We start from the raw sequence: 19,795 nt of genomic DNA, 5'->3' as shown, positions 1-19,795 counted from the left end.
CCGTTGAAATCTCCCGCTATTGTCGCGCCGTGGTGCTACCCATGAAGCCTTGGTACAAGATTCTATACGCCCAGGTGCTGATCGCCATTGTCATGGGCACCGTCGTCGGCTGGCTGTGGCCCTCGCTCGCCACCAACGACTGGATCAAGGCGATGGGCGACGGCTTCGTCAAGCTGATCAAGATGGTGATCGCCCCGATCATCTTCTGTACCGTTGTCTCGGGCATCGCCCACATCCAGGACGCCAAGAAGGTCGGCCGCATCGGCGTCAAGGCCCTGGTCTATTTCGAGATCGTTTCGACGTTTGCGCTCGTGATCGGGCTCGTCGTCGGCAATCTGGTTCGCCCGGGTGCGGGCTTCGGTAGCGCAGCGGCGAACGCAAAGGCGGTCGTCAACTACGCCAAGCATGCTGAGGGACAGAAGACCGTTGACTTCATCCTGCACATCATCCCGGACACCGTGGTCGGCGCGTTTGCGCAAGGTGAGATCCTCCAGGTTCTGCTGTTCTCTGTGCTGTTTGGCTTCGCCATCATGGGGCTCGGCGAGCGCGGCCACGCAATCCGCAACTTCATCGACGATGCCGCCCATGCCGTGTTCGGCGTCATCGCGATCGTGATGCGCGCAGCGCCGATCGGCGCGTTCGGCGCGATGGCCTATACCATCGGCACGTTCGGCACCGGCGCGATCCTCAACCTGATCGGGCTGATCGCGACGTTCTACGCCACCGCTGCGCTGTTCGTGTTCATCGTGCTTGGAACCATCGCGCGTCTTGCCGGCTTCTCGATCTTCCAGTTCCTCGCCTACATCAAGGACGAGCTGTTGATCGTGCTCGGCACCTCGTCGTCGGAAAGCGCGCTGCCGTCCTTGATGGAGAAGCTCGAGCGGCTCGGCTGCTCGAAGTCCGTGGTCGGCCTTGTGGTGCCCACGGGCTACTCGTTTAACCTCGACGGCACCAACATCTACATGACGCTGGCGAGCCTGTTCATCGCGCAGGCGCTCGGCTTCGATCTCACCTTGGGCCAACAGCTCACTATCCTGGTGGTGGCGATGCTGACCTCGAAAGGCGCCTCCGGCATCACCGGTGCGGGCTTCATCACGCTCGCCGCGACGCTGGCGGTGGTCGATCCACGGCTCGTGCCGGGCATGGCGATCGTGCTCGGCATCGACAAGTTCATGAGCGAATGCCGCGCGCTGACCAACCTCTGCGGCAACGGCGTCGCCTGCGTGGTCGTCGCCTGGTGGGAAGGCGAACTCGACCGCAAGGAGCTCAGTGGGCGGGTCTGCCGCTAAATCGATCGGACAAGTATCAGAGAACTACGGCAAACTATGCAGGCCTGACGCCTTGGATGCAGTGCGATAGGGACCAGCTGGTGCTGGCTCGGCAGCGAGGCTAATCTCTGCGCCGCTGGTGGAAGGAGTAGCAGCGGCACGTCGAGACCCGTCGTTGGGTTTGCGCATTAATGTAACTATTGCCGAAGGAGGCTTGAGCGGAGAGCGACCCGCCGGTCCAATTTTTTTGCGCCAGAACGAGATGCCAGGGGACTTCACGGTCAAACCATGGACAGATTTTGGTTGGGGACTCGCGAACATCGGACGCGAGCTGGCGAACAGGCCGAAGGGGCATGTGGAGGTGGCCGGATCGAGTCTTCGCCGTGGCAGAACCGCCTTGCTACGACGCCGCAACGAGCCCAGACTATCTCCGGAGAAGTTCTGTTAACGCGTCAATCCCGCTCGTCGAGCAACGAATCTCGTCAATTTCCCGAGATAGCGTAAGTGCTTTTGCCCGAATAGCCGCTACATTCGACCGATCTAGAACGGGACATCTAAGTTCGTTCAGGCGTTGGTTCAGTTCGTTCAGCTGAGCCTGAAGTCGTTCGATGTCCGCATCTCGATGTGTTAGGGATTTGATGGTCCAGGCTCGCCGCGCTTGCATGACTAGTCCCCTTCTTTAACTCGCGCCAACTGCTTAGCAGAGTTCATGGCCGGAATTGGCAATCCCTCTCCGAGCGCCTGGCGGTTTAACGCCGCACCGAAGCTGCTCTTTTATCTGCCAGTTTCATCAATCGCTACCATCTTGTTGAGCGGCAAATGTCGCCGACAACAGAGTGCGTTGCTGGCCGGTGGACAAATAAGGCTTGGCTGCGCTGTTGGAATGACTTGAATCTAACGTAGCGTCAGGTTGTAGGACTAGCGACAATCGTGAGCAAGCTTACGGCGACACGTCAGTCGATGTAATCGGCCATCGAGAAGAGTGGGCTGGCTGCGAGGTCAACGCGTGTGCGGAACGTTCCAGTCGAATGCGCGACGAAAGGAGGAGGAGCGATGTCAGGATTGCCATTGGTCCCAACGCGCGTTTCGAGGCGCTTGCTCATGGCCGGCAATGCAGGAGAGGGCAGCCTTGAGGGAGGGCGGCGCATCCAGTTGTCCGTCTTCCCTGCTTGGCGACGTCGGCGATTGGCAGCATGAGGCCTGTATTGAATAACATCGATACCGCCGTCGGGCCAAATAACGACAGGGTTGTCTCTCGCCGGTGAACATATGGTCTTGTCGAAGCCAAAGGCCGTAAAGATGCCGCCGCTCGTTTCAAACGACGAAGCGCTGGTGACTTGTACCGAACGAGCAATGGAGCTCGGTGCGTGGTCAGTTATGACTAAACTAACGCTTTGCTTCATGCGCGCCTGATAGGCTCGAATCGAGGTCGTGTTCTGCAAAGTGGATCAGGCGATCGAGCCACGGGGGACTGCCGCGAGTTGTAGCGTTCAAAGGCGCTGGGCTTGGGGCGCTTCCATCTTCAGCGCGATCGTTCCTCGCACCAGGTTGAGACGCGCCCACGCAGCGCCGATCTGTCCGTAAGGACACAATGGCGCATCTCATCGATGCAGAACGTGAACGGATCGGGAAGTGGTCGTCTCGTCAATCGGGGGAGCGGTGCCGCTTCATCGAGGGCAGGGCACCTAGCGACATGCGCCCGTAGGTCGTGACAGTAGAGGGGGCAGTCTTGCATTGCACAGCAGTGCCAGTCTGGAACGAAGAAGGTTCGAGCAGAACGTGATCTACATCAGATCCGATGTATCTGCGTGGCAAAGGAGGTAGCATGAGAGCGCAGATTTTGGACCAGCTCGAAGCTGGTCGCGTGCGATATGGACAATTCGCCAGCGCACCAGGATCAGGTCCTTGCGGTCTCTTCTTTGTGCAGGGACCCTGCGGCTGCAAACTAAAAATCATTGGATTGCTCCGTCCGCGTTGGGAGCATGTCTCCGTCTCGACCCCGCGGCGTTGTCCGAATTGGCAGGAGATGTGCTTCGTCAAGGATCTCTTTTGGGACGAGGAAGAGTGCGTGATGCAGCTTCATCCGCCCCAGTCCGAATACGTGAACAACAGCCGTTACTGTCTGCATCTCTGGAGGCCGACTAGCCAGCAGATTCCGATGCCGCCCTCGGGGTTCGTCGGTATAGTCGGGATTGGCCCATCTGAAGCGGCCACACTGGCTGCACAAATACGGGTCAAGTGACACTGACCGATTGGACCCGCCTCAAACTGGAGCTCGCACGATCAAGGAGAAGCACATCCTACTCGTGAAGGATAACGGGCTGCGCGCCGATCCGCCGGCCGAATGCAATTGACCGGCCATCGATCCATTTTGAGGGTCTAAAAACTCCGCCCATGGTCCATAACCTAGTGTGCGGAGCGGTCCTTCCCTCCTGGTCATTCGCCCGCATTGCCCCGATACAAGAAAACCCATCCATTGTTCGGATATGTTATATCGATACAATTGATTTTACGAACTGCCGGGAACGGCGGATAAAAAAGACCGGTCCGGAGAGACGTCAGGGCGTATCAGGATGTTTAGGCGCGAGAGGAAGTCTCAAGTCTGCGTTGAGCATCGTGGGCGGATGCCAATTTCAGTAACGTGTATTCGCCGACTCGCACCAAGTATTGTCGGAGCCCTGTGGTCGGCGACGTCAGCAAACCTTCGTATAGGTCTTCCAACCTCTTCGATGTGGGCTACCTACCACCGTACACTTGAGGCACGCCTCGATGTCACCTTAGCCTCGCGACGAAGGCGAGAGCTGTCGAGTGTAGGTGTCTGATGCTTCTTCAAAAGGATCGTGTGCAGTGCGGTCAAGTTGCGCCGAAGGTTCAGAAAAGGTCCCTGTTAGATCTGGTGCGAATGGCCCACACGCTCGATATCATCTCGGTCGTGTGTGACGATCTGGCGGTGTACGAACCATTATTGAATATGCTGATTTCAGCGGGCTGCGTCCCATATCTGTTCCACAGTGCACATGACTTCCTGAATTCAAAGCGTTGCATCAGCACGTCTTGCTTGATCGCGGACGTGCAGCTGCCGAGCACGAATGGGCTAGACTTGCATGAGCTGCTCGTCGCGTCCGGAAACGAAATTCCCACCATACTACTTTTGGCTGAACTCGACGACGACAATCGAGCTCGCGCGCTGAAAGCCGGCGTGCCGCATTTCCTGCGCAAGTCATTCATCAATGGCGAGCTGCTCGCGTGCATCAAAGCGACCCTCAAAGACCGGACGACGCTTCGGAGGGCCCCTTGATTTGATCGGACCCGGCTTGGCGACCTCTTCGTGCGTAACCACCGGAGTCGGCTCCTGGCCGCAAATCGGATACGAGTTCGAATCACGCCGAAGTTAAATCGTTTCTCGGCAACAAGCCTGCCTTCCAAAGCATAAGACGGTCAACTCAAGCCACCAGAGCTCGGTTGATATCATCGCATGGCAGGCGCCGCATGTGCATTAAGGAGTTCAGACATTCAACCGAAATACTGCCCTAGTTCAAAGAAGTCGACCGAAGCTCAAAAGCGATCCGTGCGAGAGGCCTAAAGCGCATGCTAGACCCTAACCCTTTGGAAGTTCATCACCAGATCGTTTCACTTCTGGAAAGTCAAAGCCCCGTTATCTTGGACATCGGCTCTTATGACGGAACCGATGCGAGACGTTTTCTCCAGCTTCGCCCCGAAGCACAGTTCTACTGCTTTGAACCTGACCCGCGAGCGTTGGTTCGCTTTAAGAGGAACATGCAGGACGTCAAGAATGCAAGGCTGTTTGAGTACGCGATTAGCGATCGAAACGGGAATATTGAATTTCATCCAAGTAATGGAGATGGAGAGGCGGAGGGATGGGACCTCTCGGGCTCAATACGCCGGCCAAAGAATCATCTTGCCGAGTATGATTGGGTTCGATTCGATCATCCGATCTCCGTTGAAACGCGAAGGCTGGATGACTGGAGCAGCGAAGTTAACCTGAACAAGATTGATTTGATCTGGATGGATGTTCAGGGAGCGGAGTCCGATGTCATCGCTGGCGGCAGACGGACCTTGAGCAATACGCGCTTCATCTACACGGAATATAGCGACCGAGAGCTTTACGAAGGGCAGCTGTCATTGCGGGCCATCCTTGATCTCTTGCCATCATTCGAAGTGGTAACGGTCTATCCCCGCGCAGTGGAGGGTGATGTATTGCTCAGGAATACGAGCTGTTAGCTCGGCCTCTGCATTTCTTTACTGCCCGAGGTGCTTCGGCCGAACCCGAACAGATGCGCCAGCAGTCGAGATAGGCTTGTTCGAGATCCGTGGCGCGGTACCCGTCGCCGGTAGTTGAAGGGCATGGAAGATTCATGCCCTAGGCGCTTGCCGCACGCGGTTGTTCTTTCGAGTTGCACGATCGGTAACCGGGAAGTGGGCGAGCTGGGAGCCGAGACTCCTGGCGAGGCCGGGATATTGAGCTTTTGCGACATAGGCAGGAAGAAAACCGTAGTCGTTCAGAGTTAATTGGGCCCATAGCCGCATAGATCGAAGCAAGCATTGCTAACCGGCTTGTGAGGCCTTGTGGCGACGCTTACGAGCAGATCGGTCGATAAGGAAATCATCCAACTTCCGGCCGGCACGAAGTTGCGGGCTGAGCCATCGCGGTGGTTTCCCGCGCCCCGACCAAGTTTGCTCCGGGTTCTTCGGATTTCTATACTTTGGCCGCACAGGCGGGTAGGGCCGACGCTCACGACCTGGCCGGGCGAGCTTATCGGCCCTTCCGATGGTTCGCAGCCGCTCCTCTAGTCTGACCTTTTCCGCCGCAATCCGTTGAGCTAGAGCTGCGGACACCTTCTCGTGGAGACTCCACAACTCGTCGACACTCATTGACTTCAGGTCATTCAGCTTCATTGCGATCTGCCATGCTCGAAATTTCATCGCATTAAATAGTCGCGCGCGAAGTAATAGACAAGGCGCGATTTTCGAGGAGCGAAACGAATGAGCTCGCTAAGGCCGCAGAAGAGCCTGGGAGCCGGCCCTACAGCGTTGTCGGAGAACAACGAAGCCAATCGATGGCTAGAGTATCAACGACATTAGTTGCTTCTTTCTGGGCAATCTATTGGATTGCCAGGACTGGTCCACATCTCGGACCGAGCAACCTCACTCCACGAGCTATATAGCTACCGCGCGGCGGTTCAACATGGTCGACACCGTCTATCCAAAATGACATATCCTCGACCGCAAGCCGGGGATTATAAATCCATCCAGTCTGGACGGCTTTCACCACTGCGAAAGCCTCGCGTGGCGAAGACGAGTCCGGAATGATGACATCAGCATCTTGCTCACATCCTGACAGAAGCTCGATAAGCTCTTTGACCTTCATTTCGCAGCCTTCGGATTGCAGTCGAGAGGAGCCTCCATCTAGGAGTTCTGAGGAATCGGTCAACCCTGCGCCAACCTGCAGGAGCGACCGCAACAGGCAGGGCTCTCCTTTCTGACTCGAAGAGCCGCACCATCTCCGCATGCCGCGCCAAATTATCAAGACAGCACCGCGTTTCAGGTGCCTATCGTGATAAATCCATAGCGAGTTGATCTGACGGTCTAGTCAATGCTTTCGGGTGACTCGGCGCTCGTTTCCCATAGCGCGGCTGGCGAGAGACGAGCGTTCCCGCATGGGCCGTTCCACCAACCGCAAGTTTGTCGAGAAAATACGGACCTTGAGTGAATCTGTGTCGGCTACGGTTTCTGCGGCAAAATATCGTTCCGGGCGAGAGTCTCACAGGGCTTGAATCGGACGTCGCGTCAAGTTGTATGGTCGCAGAGTGGCTTCAATACGAACAAGGAATAAAGGGCCGGTCATGATGTCCTCGCCGCTCATTCGAAAAAGCGCAACCGCTCTGCAAGCTGAGACTTCTCGATGATGATATTTCTAGTGCTGCTTCCGATTTTGTTTGTTGGCTTCGGAGTTGGGTACGCCGTGCGCGCATGGCGCTCTCACAAGCGGCGTGAGCGCTATCGTTTGCACGCGGCTTACCTTCGGCCGATCTCCCGCGTTACGGAACGTCCCATAGAAATGCCTAAGCGCAGAGCGTTCTGATGTGTGATCAAGCCGGAACCCAAAAAGACAGGGGAACCGAAGCGGATTACGGAAGATGTGCAGGCTTGCGCTTTATTGGACACAGCAGGTGGAGCGGTTTCAGGTCATCGGCACAAATCTCCCGACAATAAGCGATTATGGACGCTAAGGGCCGGCACGGACAATGAAGTCCAGCTTGCCGGTGGCAAGGGCGTTCAATGAGTGCGGGTCCTTGATGCGACACCTCGTTCGCGAGCCTCGCGTCATCCACCTGCGGGGCCCCCGCCGAGTGCACCGGCGGGGGTATCTTCTAAAGGCCGTGGCGTTAAACCCGGCACAGAACGAGATCGACGCAGGACGTAGTGAGAAAGGAAGTGTCGTTAGATTTGAAAAGTCGATCGCTTTCACACACGCTCATGCGTCTTCTCACTTGAGCGTCAAAACTATGCGCTGAACGATTTAAGACTAGGGCGGTTCCGCAAGCGCATTTCGTCTCGAGAATTGGCATCCTCGGCCCTCGCCGGTTGCGTCGCGCGCTCCTGGGCCAACTGCGCCGAACCATCCCCGGTGGCTGGGCATGCGGGATCGCTGTGTTTGGTGGCACGTGTTGCTGCTCAACGCTCTCGCGACAGAGTTATTGAGCAAGGTGCCGTGTGCGGGCAGGCGTGGTCGCCAGGCGCAGACAGCGACTGGCGGCACAACTGCGGAAAGTTCAAGCGACATCCGGGCATTCCAGTCGACGCCGTAACGAATCACATCGTATCAGAAGGGTCGAGTCCTGAAGAAGGGACGTCGAGGGTGAGCAGTGTAGCAAATGTTAGCCAGACTGATCGCCTCCCGCTTTTAGCGCGAGTCCACGCTTGCAAGCGTTTTTGCCTCCTCGTTTGCTGAAATGGCTTGAAGCTGTCGCAGTGTCAAGTTGTAGGTTTCCAGAAGATCGTAGCCAAATCGAGGTCCTCCAATGGAGCAGGCTGCGCTTGTCAGTGCGCGCGAATGCCAAGGTGAAGGTGGCGGGTTTGGTTGAAACGAGATCTGAAGCATCTTGCAGACTTCGCGCGTTGCGTTGGACGGCACCGACGATATTTGCGGCGGCCGTGGTGGCAGCCCAAGCGGCATCGGACAGGCAGAAAGCCATAATGGCACCGAAACTCTTATCGTCTTGACTTAACTCGTCCTGCCTCAGCCGAAGTCCCGAACTGACCAAAAGCGAAAAGGAAGGCATCCAATGCGCCCTGAGCAAACAGCCGCCGGCGGTGTCTCTCAACAGGGCGGCAGGCCGCATTGGGAAATCGCCGCGTCGATCGACGGGGCCGCTCGTGCGCGAGCCGAAAGCGCTACCAACAATTCCGTCTGGCTCGAGAGTGCGTGATGGATCTAAAGGTAATCATGGGCAAAGTTGCCAGCGGCGTCCCCTTGGGCCACCAGGAAATGGCCGTGGCGTTCGACATTATGCTGTCGGGCAAGGCGACGCCCGCGCAGATGGGCGGGTTGTTGCTAGCGCTGAGGGTGCGCGGCGAGACAGTGGAAGAAATTGCCGGCGCGGTTTCCGCAATGCGCGGCAGAATGCGACCGGTCAATGTACCGCCCGATTCCATCGACATTGCGGGCACAGGCGGTGATGGTTCCGGCTCGGTCAACGTCTCGACATGCGCCTCTTTCATTGTCGCGGGCGCCGGCATTCCTGTCGCCAAGCACGGAAACCGCGCGTTGTCCTCACGCTCAGGCTCCGCCGATGTGCTGGCATCGCTTGGAGTGAAAATCGATTTGGAGCCAGATGATGTCGCCCGCTGTGTCCGGGATGCGGGGATCGGGTTCATGTTTGCGCCGACCCATCATCCGGCAATGAAAAACGTGAACGCGACCCGGGTCGAACTCGCGACCCGCACAATCTTTAATCTCCTCGGACCGCTCTGCAATCCTGCCGGCGTCAAGCGGCAGATGATCGGGGTGTTCTCGCGCCGATGGGTGAAGCCTCTAGCGGAGGTCTCCAAGAGCCTCGGTGCTGAATCGGTGTGGGTGGTGCACGGCTGCGATGGACTTGACGAGATCACGCTCACCGGCCCCACCTCTGTCGCCGCGCTGGAGAAGGGCGAGATTCGCAGCTTCGAGATGACGCCGGAAGAAGCCGGGCTCCCTCTCTGCGGAAAGGAGGAACTGAAGGGCGGAGATCCCGATGCGAACGCGATTGCACTGCAGAGCGTGCTGGAGGGCATGCGAGGCCCATATCGGGATGTTGCTCTCCTGAACGCAGCAGCGGCCATTATAGTAGCCGGTCGGGCCACAACGTTGAAGGAGGGCGTGGCCGTCGCGCGGGCATCACTTGATAGTGGCGCCGCCGCCGCCCGCTTGAAGCATCTGGTTGCAATTTCCAACGCCAAATAGACGACATGATCGAATCCGACATTCTGACGAAGATCGAGACATATAAGCGCGAAGAGATCGCAGCTGCCAGACGCGAGCTTCCGCGTGCTGAGCTCGACGCGCGCGCACGGCGTGCGCCTTCTCCGCGCAGCTTTGTCAGCGCAATCAACAAGAAGCGCGCTTCAGGTAGCTATGCCCTCATCGCCGAGCTCAAGAGAGCGTCGCCGTCGAGGGGGCTCATTCGCTCTGACTTTCATCCGCCGTCGCTTGCCAGATCGTATGAAGCAGGAGGCGCCGCCTGCCTCTCGGTCTTGACGGACAAACCATCTTTCATGGGTGACCTTGATTATATGGACACGGCGCGCGCGGCCACAAACCTGCCGGTCTTGCGCAAGGACTTCATTTTCGACACTTATCAGGTGATCGAGGCTCGCGCCCATGGCGCCGACTGCATTCTGCTGATTATGGCCGCGCTGGACGACGGGGCTGCCCGCGACCTCGAGGCTGCGGCCTTAACGTACGGCATGGACGTCTTGATCGAGGTCCATGACCGCGCAGAGCTCGATCGCGCCCTCAAGCTTCGCTCGCAGATGATTGGCATCAATAACCGCAACCTGCGCACGTTCGTGACAAACCTTAAGACAAGTGAAACCCTGGCGCCACTCGTCCCGAAGGATCGTCTGATCGTCAGTGAAAGCGGCATCTGCGCGTTCACTGATCTGACGCGGCTCTCGCGAGCCGGCATCTCGACCTTCCTTGTGGGCGAAAATCTCATGCGTCAGTCTGACTTGACAGCAGCAACTCGCGCTCTGCTTTCACCAAACCAGGCGGCAGCGACCTGGGCGAACCAATGACCCGCAAAGTCTCCAATCAGCTGATGCGCCACACTCATATCCACGCTGAAAGCGGCAGTTTTCGCATGATCGGTAGATCGGGAACACGCGTCAGTGTGCAACACGCTCGCCAAGCCATGCGAAATCTGGCCGGCGGTGTTGCGATCGTGGCGACAGGAACGGCACTTGAACGGCGTGGTTTAACGGTCAGTTCTATCACCTCGGTTTGCATAGAGCCCCCTTGTTTGCTGGTCGGCATCAATAACAGTTCCGGGACTCACGATGCGATACTTGCGAACGGCAGTTTTGGCGTGAGCCTTCTTGCTATTGATCATCACGACATCGCTCTGCGGTTCGCCGGCCGAGATGGCGCCAAAGGTCTCCAACGGTTCGATACCGCTCCTTGGGATCAGGGAATTCTCGGCGTGCCTCTATTGCAAGGCGCAATCTGCGCTCTCGAATGCGTTTTGCACCACTATCAAGTCATTGGCACGCACGGAATATTTATCGGCCGAACCGTTGCGGTGCGCCCAGGCGAGGGCAATCCACTTATCAACTGTCGCGGCGAACTTCGAACACTACCGCACGATTGAATGCAGCTTTTTCAAGCGGCATATCAACGCGGGCAGCTAGCTCGTGGTTGGAAAAAAGCGATGGAGCCGGCTATGATCGTAGAATACTCGCCCGAGAGTGGCGTCCGGTTGATGGGGCTGCTCGACTTTTGCGGGTTCAAAAACTCGTTCTGCGAGGTACGCTCGGCGTCCCCTCGAGGTTGGTCGGAATCACAGTCGTTGACCAGGACAATGCATTGGTTCCTATCGATGTGGTGCCTAACACCTGGTCGTAGGACGATCGGGGTTGGGACGTGGCTTACAGCCAGTTAGACAGCTCGTTGAGACTGTGCTGGGTAGGGATTGAATCGTGCACAATCTTTTGCGCAGCTGGCGCGCTTTGGTTTGTGGAGACAGCACCAGCGTGTAGAGATGCGATTGGCCGGAAAGCCGCGCACGTATTCGACACTCGGAGACGGATGCAGCTTCAACCGGATATGGCCTTAGTTAGGCCGCCATCGCTTTCTTGGCGGCTTGCGCAAGAAAACCAGATCGAGTGAAGCCATGCTGTTCGGCATAGTTGTCGATCTCACTCAGAACGTCGGCGGGAAGAGTGACGTTGACGCGCACACTCTTCACCTCTTCCGCAGGCGCTGGAATGAGAACGGCAACGCCATCTCTGTTCTCAGCGTTCGCCATGATATCCTCGAGAGAGGAGGGCTCAGGTACGGCTTGGCCGTCTGCTGCCATACCTTCCAGATGTAGGGCCAAGGCTTCCGCAGCCATAGCGCGTGCATCGTCCAGATCCGTGCCAGCGGTGATCACGCCGGGAAGATCGGGAAACGAAACACCATAGTCGCTGTCCGCGTCCTTATGGATCAGTGCAATATAGTGTCGCATGTGAGTTCCCCTCCTTGGGTGGGCCGGTGGCCCTCTCTATGCGGTGTCATTTCAACTTCAGGTCGGCTTGCTTCTCGATGCTCTTTAGCGTTCCAACCGGGATGTCCCGCTTGGGGTGAGGGACTGTGACCCGGCCCTTCTTAGTCGGGTGTTTGAATTGAATGTGGCTGCCTTTCTGGGCAACCTGTTCCCATCCGTCGGCCTTAAGCGCTTTGATAATGCCTGCCGATTTCATATGTGTATATATACACACCGAAGCTAAAAGGAGTCAACACATAAATACACACTAATTCGAAAGGTTCCGTTCCTCGAGCGCCGCGGGGGGATCCGTTGTTGAACAAGCAGATTGAGCAGCAGGCTCATCGTTTTGCCGGCGCCTTTCTGCTTCCACGAGAAGCATTTCGTTTTGAGGTGACGCGTCCGACGCTGGACTATTTCTGCGCGCTCAAGAAGCGATGGGGGATGTCAATCGCCACTATGATCTATCGAGCGTTCGACCTGGGCATGATCGACGAGCAGGAAAAGAGCGTTCTCTATCGAAATTTGACGCGGCGAGGCTGGCGTGGCCCATTGCAAGAGCCATTCGACAGCCCGTCTAAGATGCCGATCGAACGGCCGAGAATAATCCGCCGTGGATTGCGGGTTGTCATTGAGCTCGGGACAAGCAAGGTAGCCATCAAAGCCGCGATGAATTTGCCTGAGAAGGAGATTGAGCAGATCGCGGGCTTAGAGCCAGGCTTCCTTCGACCTGCGGCCGAGGTTCGTAGCCTTGCGACGGCGAAACGGCAGACGCTGAAAGCAGTCGACGTCGAAAGCGGCGAGGTAATAGAGTTTCCGCACGCCACAAAGCGTTCCTAATCTCGCATCCGATAAGCCCCATCGGCCGAGCCGCGAGGAACGAGAGGGACAGCAGACTCGGGAAGCCGCGCAGAAGTCAAGTCGCGTGAGCAATCCGCGACGCGGCAAACATACTTCGCATCGCGCGGTGTGCTTCACTAGATGGATGCCGCCCGAGAGGCTGTACCTAGCATCTCGGACGGTCCAGGTGCATTGGCCGACTCAAGTTCCTCGGACGTGTCGAAGGCTCAGAACGCCAATGTGACATTCCATGAAGGTGTCCGCCGGGGCAAGTTCAGCCTGATGGATGACGAGAGCTGGTTTGGAGGATAGGACCGTGCAGCTCAAGGAGGCGCAGCACACGATTTTATCGGAGTCGTTTGTCGTTGTTCCTCAAGCGTTGTGGGCAGAGGCGGTAGAATGGACACGTGAGCAGCGCAAGAAATGAGCCAGCCAAAAGGCGAGTGACAGGAGCGTTAGGAGGGTAGGCCATGGTCCAAAGCGCAGCTGCGCAACGAGCGAGGTGACCACCATCGCTCAGCATTTGTGAGGCTCAAAAGACGGCGCCTCAACTATCGATCCCCAGCGCCGGACGGCAAGCCTTATGTTCGGCCAACTCCCCTAGCGACTTCAGACCGAATGATGGTTGCGGTGTTCAATGACGCCTCTAGCGAGAGGTCCCCAAATGCGAGCTGACAAAGAAGATAGTTGGCACCTGCCTCTTCCAGATGATTAAGAAGTGTTTGTCGTATCGAAGCGGGCGTTCCGGCAACGCACAACTCACTCTCGATTGCTGCATCGAACGTCAAGGGCAGGTTTTGTGGAGTGGGGATGTTGTTGCGTTCATAAAGGAACTTGAAGCTGTCGAGCCAGCGACCATAAGCAGGTGCAGCGAGTGAATAAGCATCTGCTTCAGAACTTCCAGCCACGACCATGCGTAGCAAGCCAAGAAACGGCGACTGACCATTCGCGTCTGAGCGTTGCTCTCGATGCGAGCGGTATGCGTCCGTGACCCTTCGAACGGACGATGAGGGCCCAAGGCTCGCGATGTTTGCACCGATTTCCGCGGCCCAGCTTGCCGAAGCGGGTTGATTTACAGCGATCCAAGTCGGGGGGTGCGGCCACTGACGAGGCGTCAGCGTCAATGGAACCTCGTCCAATTGGTAATGGATACCCTCATAGGAGAGCGTGCCGCCTCGCATAGCTTTAACAAGGATTTCGCTGGCTTCCGTATAACGTCCCGGCGCCGCGTCTGCACTGACGCCGAAATATCCCAACTCAACCGGGAGGGAGCCGCGTCCGATGCCAAGTTCAAGCCTGCCGCCGCTCAAGTGATCGAGCATACAGGCCTCTTCAAAGACTCGCAGCGGATGATGAAGGCTAAGCAGCATAACCATCGGGCCGATGCGAAGATTGGTTGTGCGTTGAGCGACGCTGGACAAGAACAGATTCGGCGAAGGACTTCTGCCATGTGGAGTGCAATGGTGCTCTGCTAGATGATAGGCATAGAACCCCAGGCGATCGCATGCCTCGGCGAGCAGCAGCCGATCGTCATATTGTTTGGCGACATCACGGCCGTTCGCGTCCAGGTGATCGAAGATGCCGAACGTCAATGTTGAAGAAGGGGGATTTTTCACTTGACCACCTCGAGAATTGCAGCAGGAGAGCTATCGGCTTGGCTTAGAGCGAAGATCTGGAAATGTCACCGACCGCTGAAAGAAACGTATCCATTTGCGTGTCTGTGCCGATTGCAATGCGTATGAAATTTTCGAGACCGTTTTCAGGAAAGAATGCAACAAGCACGTTGTGGCCCTGCAATGCGGCTTGCCACCAAGCGCCATCGTGCTCGCCGGGCACCCGAGCCAGCAAAAAATTGGCGTGGGAAGGCAATACCGAAAACCCAAGTTTGGACAGCTCAATTGTCGTTCGCTCTCTTGCAAGCATAATACGTTGGTGGTTCTCCTCGAAGGCGGCCCGATGCGCAATGATGCTCGCGCCGACCGCATGACCAATCACATTCATGTTGAAGAGGTTCTGCATGGTACGCAGCCTGCCGATGAGCTCGGGGTGACCGAAGCCGAAGCCGATGCGAAGGCCCGCGGTGGCATAACTTTTCGAAAAAGTTCTCAGTACCAGAAGATTTGAATAGCGGTTGACGAGCCGTAGTCCGTTATCGGGCGCAAAGTCGACATACGCTTCGTCGAGCACGATCAGTCGATCCGATTGTGCTACGAGCCTTTCGATATCGGCGATTGGAACAAACGTTCCCGTCGGATTGTTCGGATTGGCCAGCACGATGAACTTGGCATCTCTGGCGGGACCGAAAAGCAGTTGGTGCGTGGGTAAGGAATGGGTCTTACCCCACCCGACCTCCAGAAATTGAGCTTCGTGCAACATGGCGAGCTTGCGGTTGAACGAAAATCCGGGCGATATCATCGCGACGGTGTCGCCCGGAGCGAGGAACGCTTTGTAGACGAGACCGAGAAGTTCAGACGATCCGTTCCCAGCAATCACCTGATCGGCGGACAGGCCGTACACACAGGCCGCCGCCTCGCGTAAGTCGGCGTTCTCGTTTTCCGGATACAGATAATGCTGCTCAAGGGCGGCAATCGCGCTTTGTCTGACGATTGGCGGCAACGGGAATGGGTTCTCGTTCATGTTGAGTTTGACGCAATTAGCATCAAGCGCGGGCGGAGCAGGCGGTGCAACATCTAACTGTTTTGCCACGTGCGAGAGGGACGAGAGTGCGCTTAGCAGCCTTGCGTCTGACATGTGGTCGCTCTGTCGAAAAGCATGGGTTCTGAGCATGGCGATGGTCCGATCTGGCTGAACACTCTGGTCTTGGCGCATGAGCTTCCGCACCAGCAGGCCGACCTGTCTCTTCACAGTCGGACGGCGCGGGCTTCACCCGCTTTTAGATATCTATCCTAACAGTTGCATGAATACAGGAGCGAAACCGCAACTTGCGTTACTCGTTCCTTGTATTGCGAGGGGCGAGCCGGTCGGATGTGTGCTACCCCATGATACCCGTATTGGGTGCTGTTCAACTCCAGCGAAGGCGCATCGTCGGCCTGGAGAACTACATCGACATCTCGATGAAGACTGTCGGCGGTGAATTCAGACAGATCGATGTCTGCTGTTCGGTAACGGCGGACCTCAAGAATGCCCGCCGTGTGGCTGCTGGTCATGCTTGGAGTTGAGGGACGTCGTAGTTGTTCTCCAGCAGGGAGATATAGATGCTCTTGGGCGCTTTCTTGGACGTGATCGAGGAGCGTGACAGACTGACGCGGCGCAAACATTTGCGTTTGAGACATTCACAACCCTTGTTCCAGAGCCATCGACGGCCCCGATGCCCTACTTGTTCTGGTAGTGTACAACTTGACCCTACGTTCGTTTCAAGGGGGCCGATAGTCATTGGACAATGTGTCCTACTCGCTACAATGAGACTCGAGCGCGCTAACGATCGACGAAATCGCCAAGCCATAAAGAAACTGGTCGAACAAAAAAGTGCAGCGAGGCAGCCGCCCCACAAAATTGCGTGAGCGACAACGAGCTCAAAGCCGCATTGACCTTTCATTCATCGCCAAAGGGAGCGAGAAAGCTGCAGTAGCATTGCTCGAGAGTGGCATTGTTGTTGCAGAAGCTATGCGGTCGAAGTGGGTAGGTCGCTCGAGAGCGTGCCCATAGAGCGTGCCCATATGGCGCGAGCGGGAAGGAAATGCGATGGAAGAGAAATTGCCATGGAGGATCTGAACGACAAGGAGCCAGGAGACACAGAAACCCTACTTTGTCGCCTAGGTCGTGCGCCGGCCGAACATGCCGGGATGGTGAATGTGCCGATCTACCGCGGTTCGACCATTGTTTCGGAGACCTTGGAGGATTGGGATATCCGGAACAAAGACACTCCGAGCTACGGTCGCTTTGGCTCGCCCCTGTCTCGCGCGCTTGAAGCGGCCGTTTGCAAGTTAGAGGGTGGCTTCCGTTCGATTCTCTTCCCATCAGGGCAATCTGCTTGCACTCATTCGCTGCTTGCGTGTCTAAAGGCCGGCGACGCTATTCTGATCAGCGACGGCGTTTACGCGCCTGTGAGAGCCTTCGCGGACAGCGTTCTTGCGAGACTGCAGATCGAGGCACAGTATTTTTGTCCAACCCGCCCGTCAGAATTGGCGGCAAAGATCAGCGCAAATACACGGGCCATCTATCTGGAGTCGCCGTCGTCCACGACCTTCGAGGTTCAAGATGTGCCAGCACTCGTGGCCATTGCACATCAGTCGGGCGCGCTTGTGATCATGGACAATACCTGGGCGACACCTCTGTATTTCAGACCATTCGAGCATGGGGTCGATATATCGATCCAGGCCGCGACGAAGTATATCGTTGGCCATTCCGATGCATTTCTTGGCGTTGCAACTGCGAATGAACCGGCATGGCCTGCACTGAAGTCTACTGCGCACCATTTCGGCGAAATTGGCGGACCAGATGACATTTATCTGGCTCTCCGGGGACTGCGTAGTCTGGCTTTGCGCATGAAGCGGCATTGGGAAAATGGCCTTATTCTGGCGCAAAGCCTGCAGACACATCCAGCTGTCGACCGGGTGTTGCACCCGGCCCTTCCCGACGATCCCGGCCATATCATTTGGAAAAGGGATTTTCTGGGCGCCAGTGGACTCTTCGGGATTGTTCTGAAGCCTATGTCACGGGAACAACTTTCGGTTCTCTTCAGTAGCCTGCGCCTCTTTGGAATTGGTCTGTCCTGGGGCGGGTACGAAAGTCTCGCTCTGCTTGTCGAGCCACCAAAGCGAACGGAAGCCTCGCACGCGTTCGCAGGACCGCTGATTCGCGTACACGCGGGCCTGGAGAGTCCCAACGAGTTGATCGCGGACATGCACAACGCACTGAACGCCGCCTGCAACGCTGCAACTGATGGCATTGTGCGCCAGGAAATGAGCGAACTCGTCAGTCAATGCCAAGTAGTCAGTTAACGCTGGTGCTTTAACCTTAAGTAGTGTCGCAAAGGTGCCTTGAGGCTGCGGCGCTGACACGCATCAGTAAGGCACGAACGTCTCGTCGAATGCGTGGGACATGAAAGCGGCAATGCGCGGCCGCGCAGTGTCTCATGGTCTCAGCGCCAGAGGTTTGTCCTGGCAAGATCAATGACCTCATCGGTCCGGCCATTCACAATTGCTTTAAGCGTGTAGAGAGAGAAGCCCTTGGCCATCTCCATCGTGACGGAAGGCGGCACGGCGAGCTCGGTCCGATTGACGACGGCGTCGATTAAAGCTGGCCCTTCGTGCGCGAGCGCGGCGGCGATGCCGTCGTCTACCTCCGAGGGATGTTCAAGGCGCACCCCATACATACCAGCGGCTCTGGCAATTTCGGCAAAGTCTGGATTGTTGAGCTCGGTCCCGAAATTGAGCAATCCCGTCGACTTTTGTTCCAACTCGATAAAGCCGAGAGTACCGTTATTGAAGACGACGACTTTCACTGGCAGGTCGAGTTGCACAAGGCTCAGCAAATCGCCCATCAGCATCGTAAAGCCACCGTCGCCCGAGAGGGAGATCACCTGTCGACGAGGATACGTGGCCTGTGCCCCGATAGCCTGAGCCATGGCGTTGGCCATTGAACCGTGCCAAAACGAGCCGAGGAGGCGACGTTGACCGTTCATCGCCAAATAACGCGCGGCCCAGACGGTAGGCAGGCCGACGTCGCAGGAAAAAACGGCATCGTCAGCCGCCTGGTCGCTGATTGCTTTAGCGACCTGTTGAGGATGGATGAGCTGGCTACCTGGCTTGATCTCGGCTAGCCCGTCCAGCTGTTTGCGGGTCCGGGCATAGTGTTGTTGTGCTCTCTTGAGACGCTCATCATTGGACTTGGAAGACAGACGTGGCAGCAAGTCCGCCAGAGTTGTGCGGACATCACCAACCACCGGGAGGTCGACAGCCACCCGGCGACCTAGATGTTCCGGACGTATGTCCACTTGCGCAATCCGTACGCTGCTTCCCTGAGGATAGAACTGGCGATAGGGGAAATCGCTTCCAAGGATCAAAAGAACGTCGCAATCGGCCATGGCGTAATAGCCCGAAGAAAGGCCGATCAGCCCGGTCATGCCGACGTTGTAAGGATTGTCCCATTCCACACATTCTTTGCCGCGCAGAGCATGCACGATCGGCGACTTCAGCCGCTCGCCGAGCGCCAGCAGTTCTTCATGGGCTCCGGCGCAACCAGACCCGCAAAGAACGGTTACCCGCTGAGCTCTGTTCAGCATGTCGGCGAGGCTATCGAGTTCGGCGGCCTTCGGCGAGATCACCGGCTGCGGAGGCCGCAACCCAGCGAGCTTCGGCCGCATCCTATCGGCCGCAGGACGAAGCGCGACATCACCGGGAATGACGACAACGGAAACGCCGCGCTTTGCCACAGCCTCGCGGATGGCTGCCTCAAGGATGCGTGGCATCTGATTGGCGCCAGAGACCAGCTCACAATAGTGGCTACACTCTCTAAAGAGGATCTCGGGATGGCTATCCTGAAAGTACGACACGCCGATCTCTGCGGAAGGAATATGTGCAGCGATCGCAAGCACTGGCACGCGCGAACGATGACAATCAAAAAGGCCGTTGATGAGATGGAGATTGCCTGGCCCGCAGCTTCCGGCACAGACGGCGAGCTCGCTGGTCAGATGTGCCTCGGCACCGGCCGCAAAGGCGGCCACTTCCTCGTGCCGGACATGAATCCAGTCGATGCATCCGTGACGGCGGATCGCATCGGTAAGGCCATTCAGGCTATCCCCAACGATTCCATAGATGCGCTTGACCCCCACCTCAGCAAGAGTGTGTGCGAACTGATCTGCAACAGACTGCGCCATGACCCATGTCTCGTCCGAGAGATTGACTTAGCGAAGCGCGAATGCCTCGCAAACATATCTACGGCGCAGCGCGATATCGCGTAAATGAATTGTTCGACTGCAAT

15 protein-coding genes are annotated in these 19,795 nt (G+C 57.1%); 8 read left to right on the top strand and 7 right to left on the bottom strand.

The window, feature by feature from the left end:
• Positions 1–41: 41 nt before the first annotated feature.
• Entirely contained in the window at positions 42–1,289 is a 1,248-nt protein-coding gene (locus YUU_RS51625; protein ID WP_051389876.1) for a dicarboxylate/amino acid:cation symporter, read from the top strand.
• 932 nt (positions 1,290–2,221) lie between these two features.
• Here YUU_RS51625 and YUU_RS58880 read toward each other — a convergent pair.
• The gene (locus tag YUU_RS58880; protein ID WP_156944497.1) at positions 2,222–2,710 is read right to left on the bottom strand and encodes a hypothetical protein; all 489 of its coding nucleotides are present in this window, start codon (positions 2,708–2,710) and stop codon (positions 2,222–2,224) included.
• A gap of 1,460 nt (positions 2,711–4,170) precedes the next feature.
• Here YUU_RS58880 and YUU_RS0124685 point away from each other — a divergent pair.
• Together YUU_RS0124685 and YUU_RS0124680 are read left to right on the top strand one after the other, a co-directional pair.
• Positions 4,171–4,566: a response regulator gene (locus tag YUU_RS0124685; RefSeq protein WP_198031817.1), complete on the top strand. Its 396-nt coding sequence runs from the start codon at positions 4,171–4,173 to the stop codon at positions 4,564–4,566.
• A 290-nt stretch (positions 4,567–4,856) separates the two neighbouring features.
• A complete protein-coding gene (locus tag YUU_RS0124680; RefSeq protein ID WP_027524806.1) occupies positions 4,857–5,510 on the top strand; it encodes an FkbM family methyltransferase in 654 nt (217 codons plus the stop codon).
• Between the two features lie 324 nt (positions 5,511–5,834).
• On the opposite strand, the gene YUU_RS56590 is transcribed toward YUU_RS0124680, so the two are convergent.
• The gene (locus YUU_RS56590) at positions 5,835–6,161 is read right to left on the bottom strand and encodes an H-NS family nucleoid-associated regulatory protein (RefSeq protein WP_371260501.1); all 327 of its coding nucleotides are present in this window, start codon (positions 6,159–6,161) and stop codon (positions 5,835–5,837) included.
• 2,554 nt (positions 6,162–8,715) lie between these two features.
• On the opposite strand from YUU_RS56590, the gene trpD reads away from it, so the two are divergent.
• From trpD to YUU_RS56585, 3 genes are read left to right on the top strand one after another with little or no spacing between them, the layout of a single operon-like run.
• Positions 8,716–9,732, top strand: coding sequence for an anthranilate phosphoribosyltransferase (gene trpD, locus YUU_RS0124675; protein ID WP_027524805.1), 1,017 nt, complete (start codon positions 8,716–8,718; stop codon positions 9,730–9,732).
• A gap of 5 nt (positions 9,733–9,737) precedes the next feature.
• Complete coding sequence (gene trpC / locus YUU_RS0124670) at positions 9,738–10,565, top strand: indole-3-glycerol phosphate synthase TrpC (protein ID WP_035663235.1); 828 nt, start codon at positions 9,738–9,740, stop codon at positions 10,563–10,565.
• Positions 10,562–11,137, top strand: coding sequence for a flavin reductase family protein (locus tag YUU_RS56585; protein ID WP_245288081.1), 576 nt, complete (start codon positions 10,562–10,564; stop codon positions 11,135–11,137). Before trpC ends, YUU_RS56585 begins: the two co-directional genes overlap by 4 nt.
• 465 nt (positions 11,138–11,602) lie before the next feature.
• Here the strand turns inward: YUU_RS56585 and YUU_RS0124660 are convergent, their stop codons facing one another.
• Entirely contained in the window at positions 11,603–11,995 is a 393-nt protein-coding gene (locus YUU_RS0124660; RefSeq protein ID WP_027524802.1) for a type II toxin-antitoxin system HicB family antitoxin, read from the bottom strand.
• 46 nt (positions 11,996–12,041) lie between these two features.
• Complete coding sequence (locus tag YUU_RS0124655) at positions 12,042–12,230, bottom strand: type II toxin-antitoxin system HicA family toxin (RefSeq protein WP_027524801.1); 189 nt, start codon at positions 12,228–12,230, stop codon at positions 12,042–12,044.
• 98 nt (positions 12,231–12,328) lie between these two features.
• Between YUU_RS0124655 and YUU_RS51615 the strand changes: the two genes are divergently transcribed.
• Complete coding sequence (locus YUU_RS51615; RefSeq protein WP_198031815.1) at positions 12,329–12,853, top strand: ImmA/IrrE family metallo-endopeptidase; 525 nt, start codon at positions 12,329–12,331, stop codon at positions 12,851–12,853.
• A gap of 581 nt (positions 12,854–13,434) precedes the next feature.
• Here the strand turns inward: YUU_RS51615 and YUU_RS56580 are convergent.
• On the bottom strand, positions 13,435–14,469 hold the full coding sequence (locus YUU_RS56580; protein WP_084801534.1) for an LLM class flavin-dependent oxidoreductase: 1,035 nt from the start codon (positions 14,467–14,469) through the stop codon (positions 13,435–13,437).
• 43 nt (positions 14,470–14,512) lie between these two features.
• On the bottom strand, positions 14,513–15,604 hold the full coding sequence (locus tag YUU_RS0124635) for a histidinol-phosphate transaminase (protein ID WP_027524799.1): 1,092 nt from the start codon (positions 15,602–15,604) through the stop codon (positions 14,513–14,515).
• Between the two features lie 968 nt (positions 15,605–16,572).
• Here YUU_RS0124635 and metC point away from each other — a divergent pair.
• A complete protein-coding gene (metC, locus tag YUU_RS51610) occupies positions 16,573–17,814 on the top strand; it encodes a cystathionine beta-lyase (RefSeq protein WP_051389872.1) in 1,242 nt (413 codons plus the stop codon).
• A 140-nt stretch (positions 17,815–17,954) separates the two neighbouring features.
• Here metC and poxB read toward each other — a convergent pair whose 3' ends face one another.
• The gene (gene poxB / locus YUU_RS0124620) at positions 17,955–19,691 is read right to left on the bottom strand and encodes a ubiquinone-dependent pyruvate dehydrogenase (protein ID WP_027524797.1); all 1,737 of its coding nucleotides are present in this window, start codon (positions 19,689–19,691) and stop codon (positions 17,955–17,957) included.
• Between the last annotated feature and the right edge of the window lie 104 nt (positions 19,692–19,795).

The organism is Bradyrhizobium sp. Ec3.3, assembly GCF_000472925.1.
Taxonomy (GTDB): Bacteria; Pseudomonadota; Alphaproteobacteria; order Rhizobiales; family Xanthobacteraceae; genus Bradyrhizobium.
Note: the sequence above shows the minus strand (reverse complement) of the source record. Positions and strands in the feature narration are given on the sequence as shown.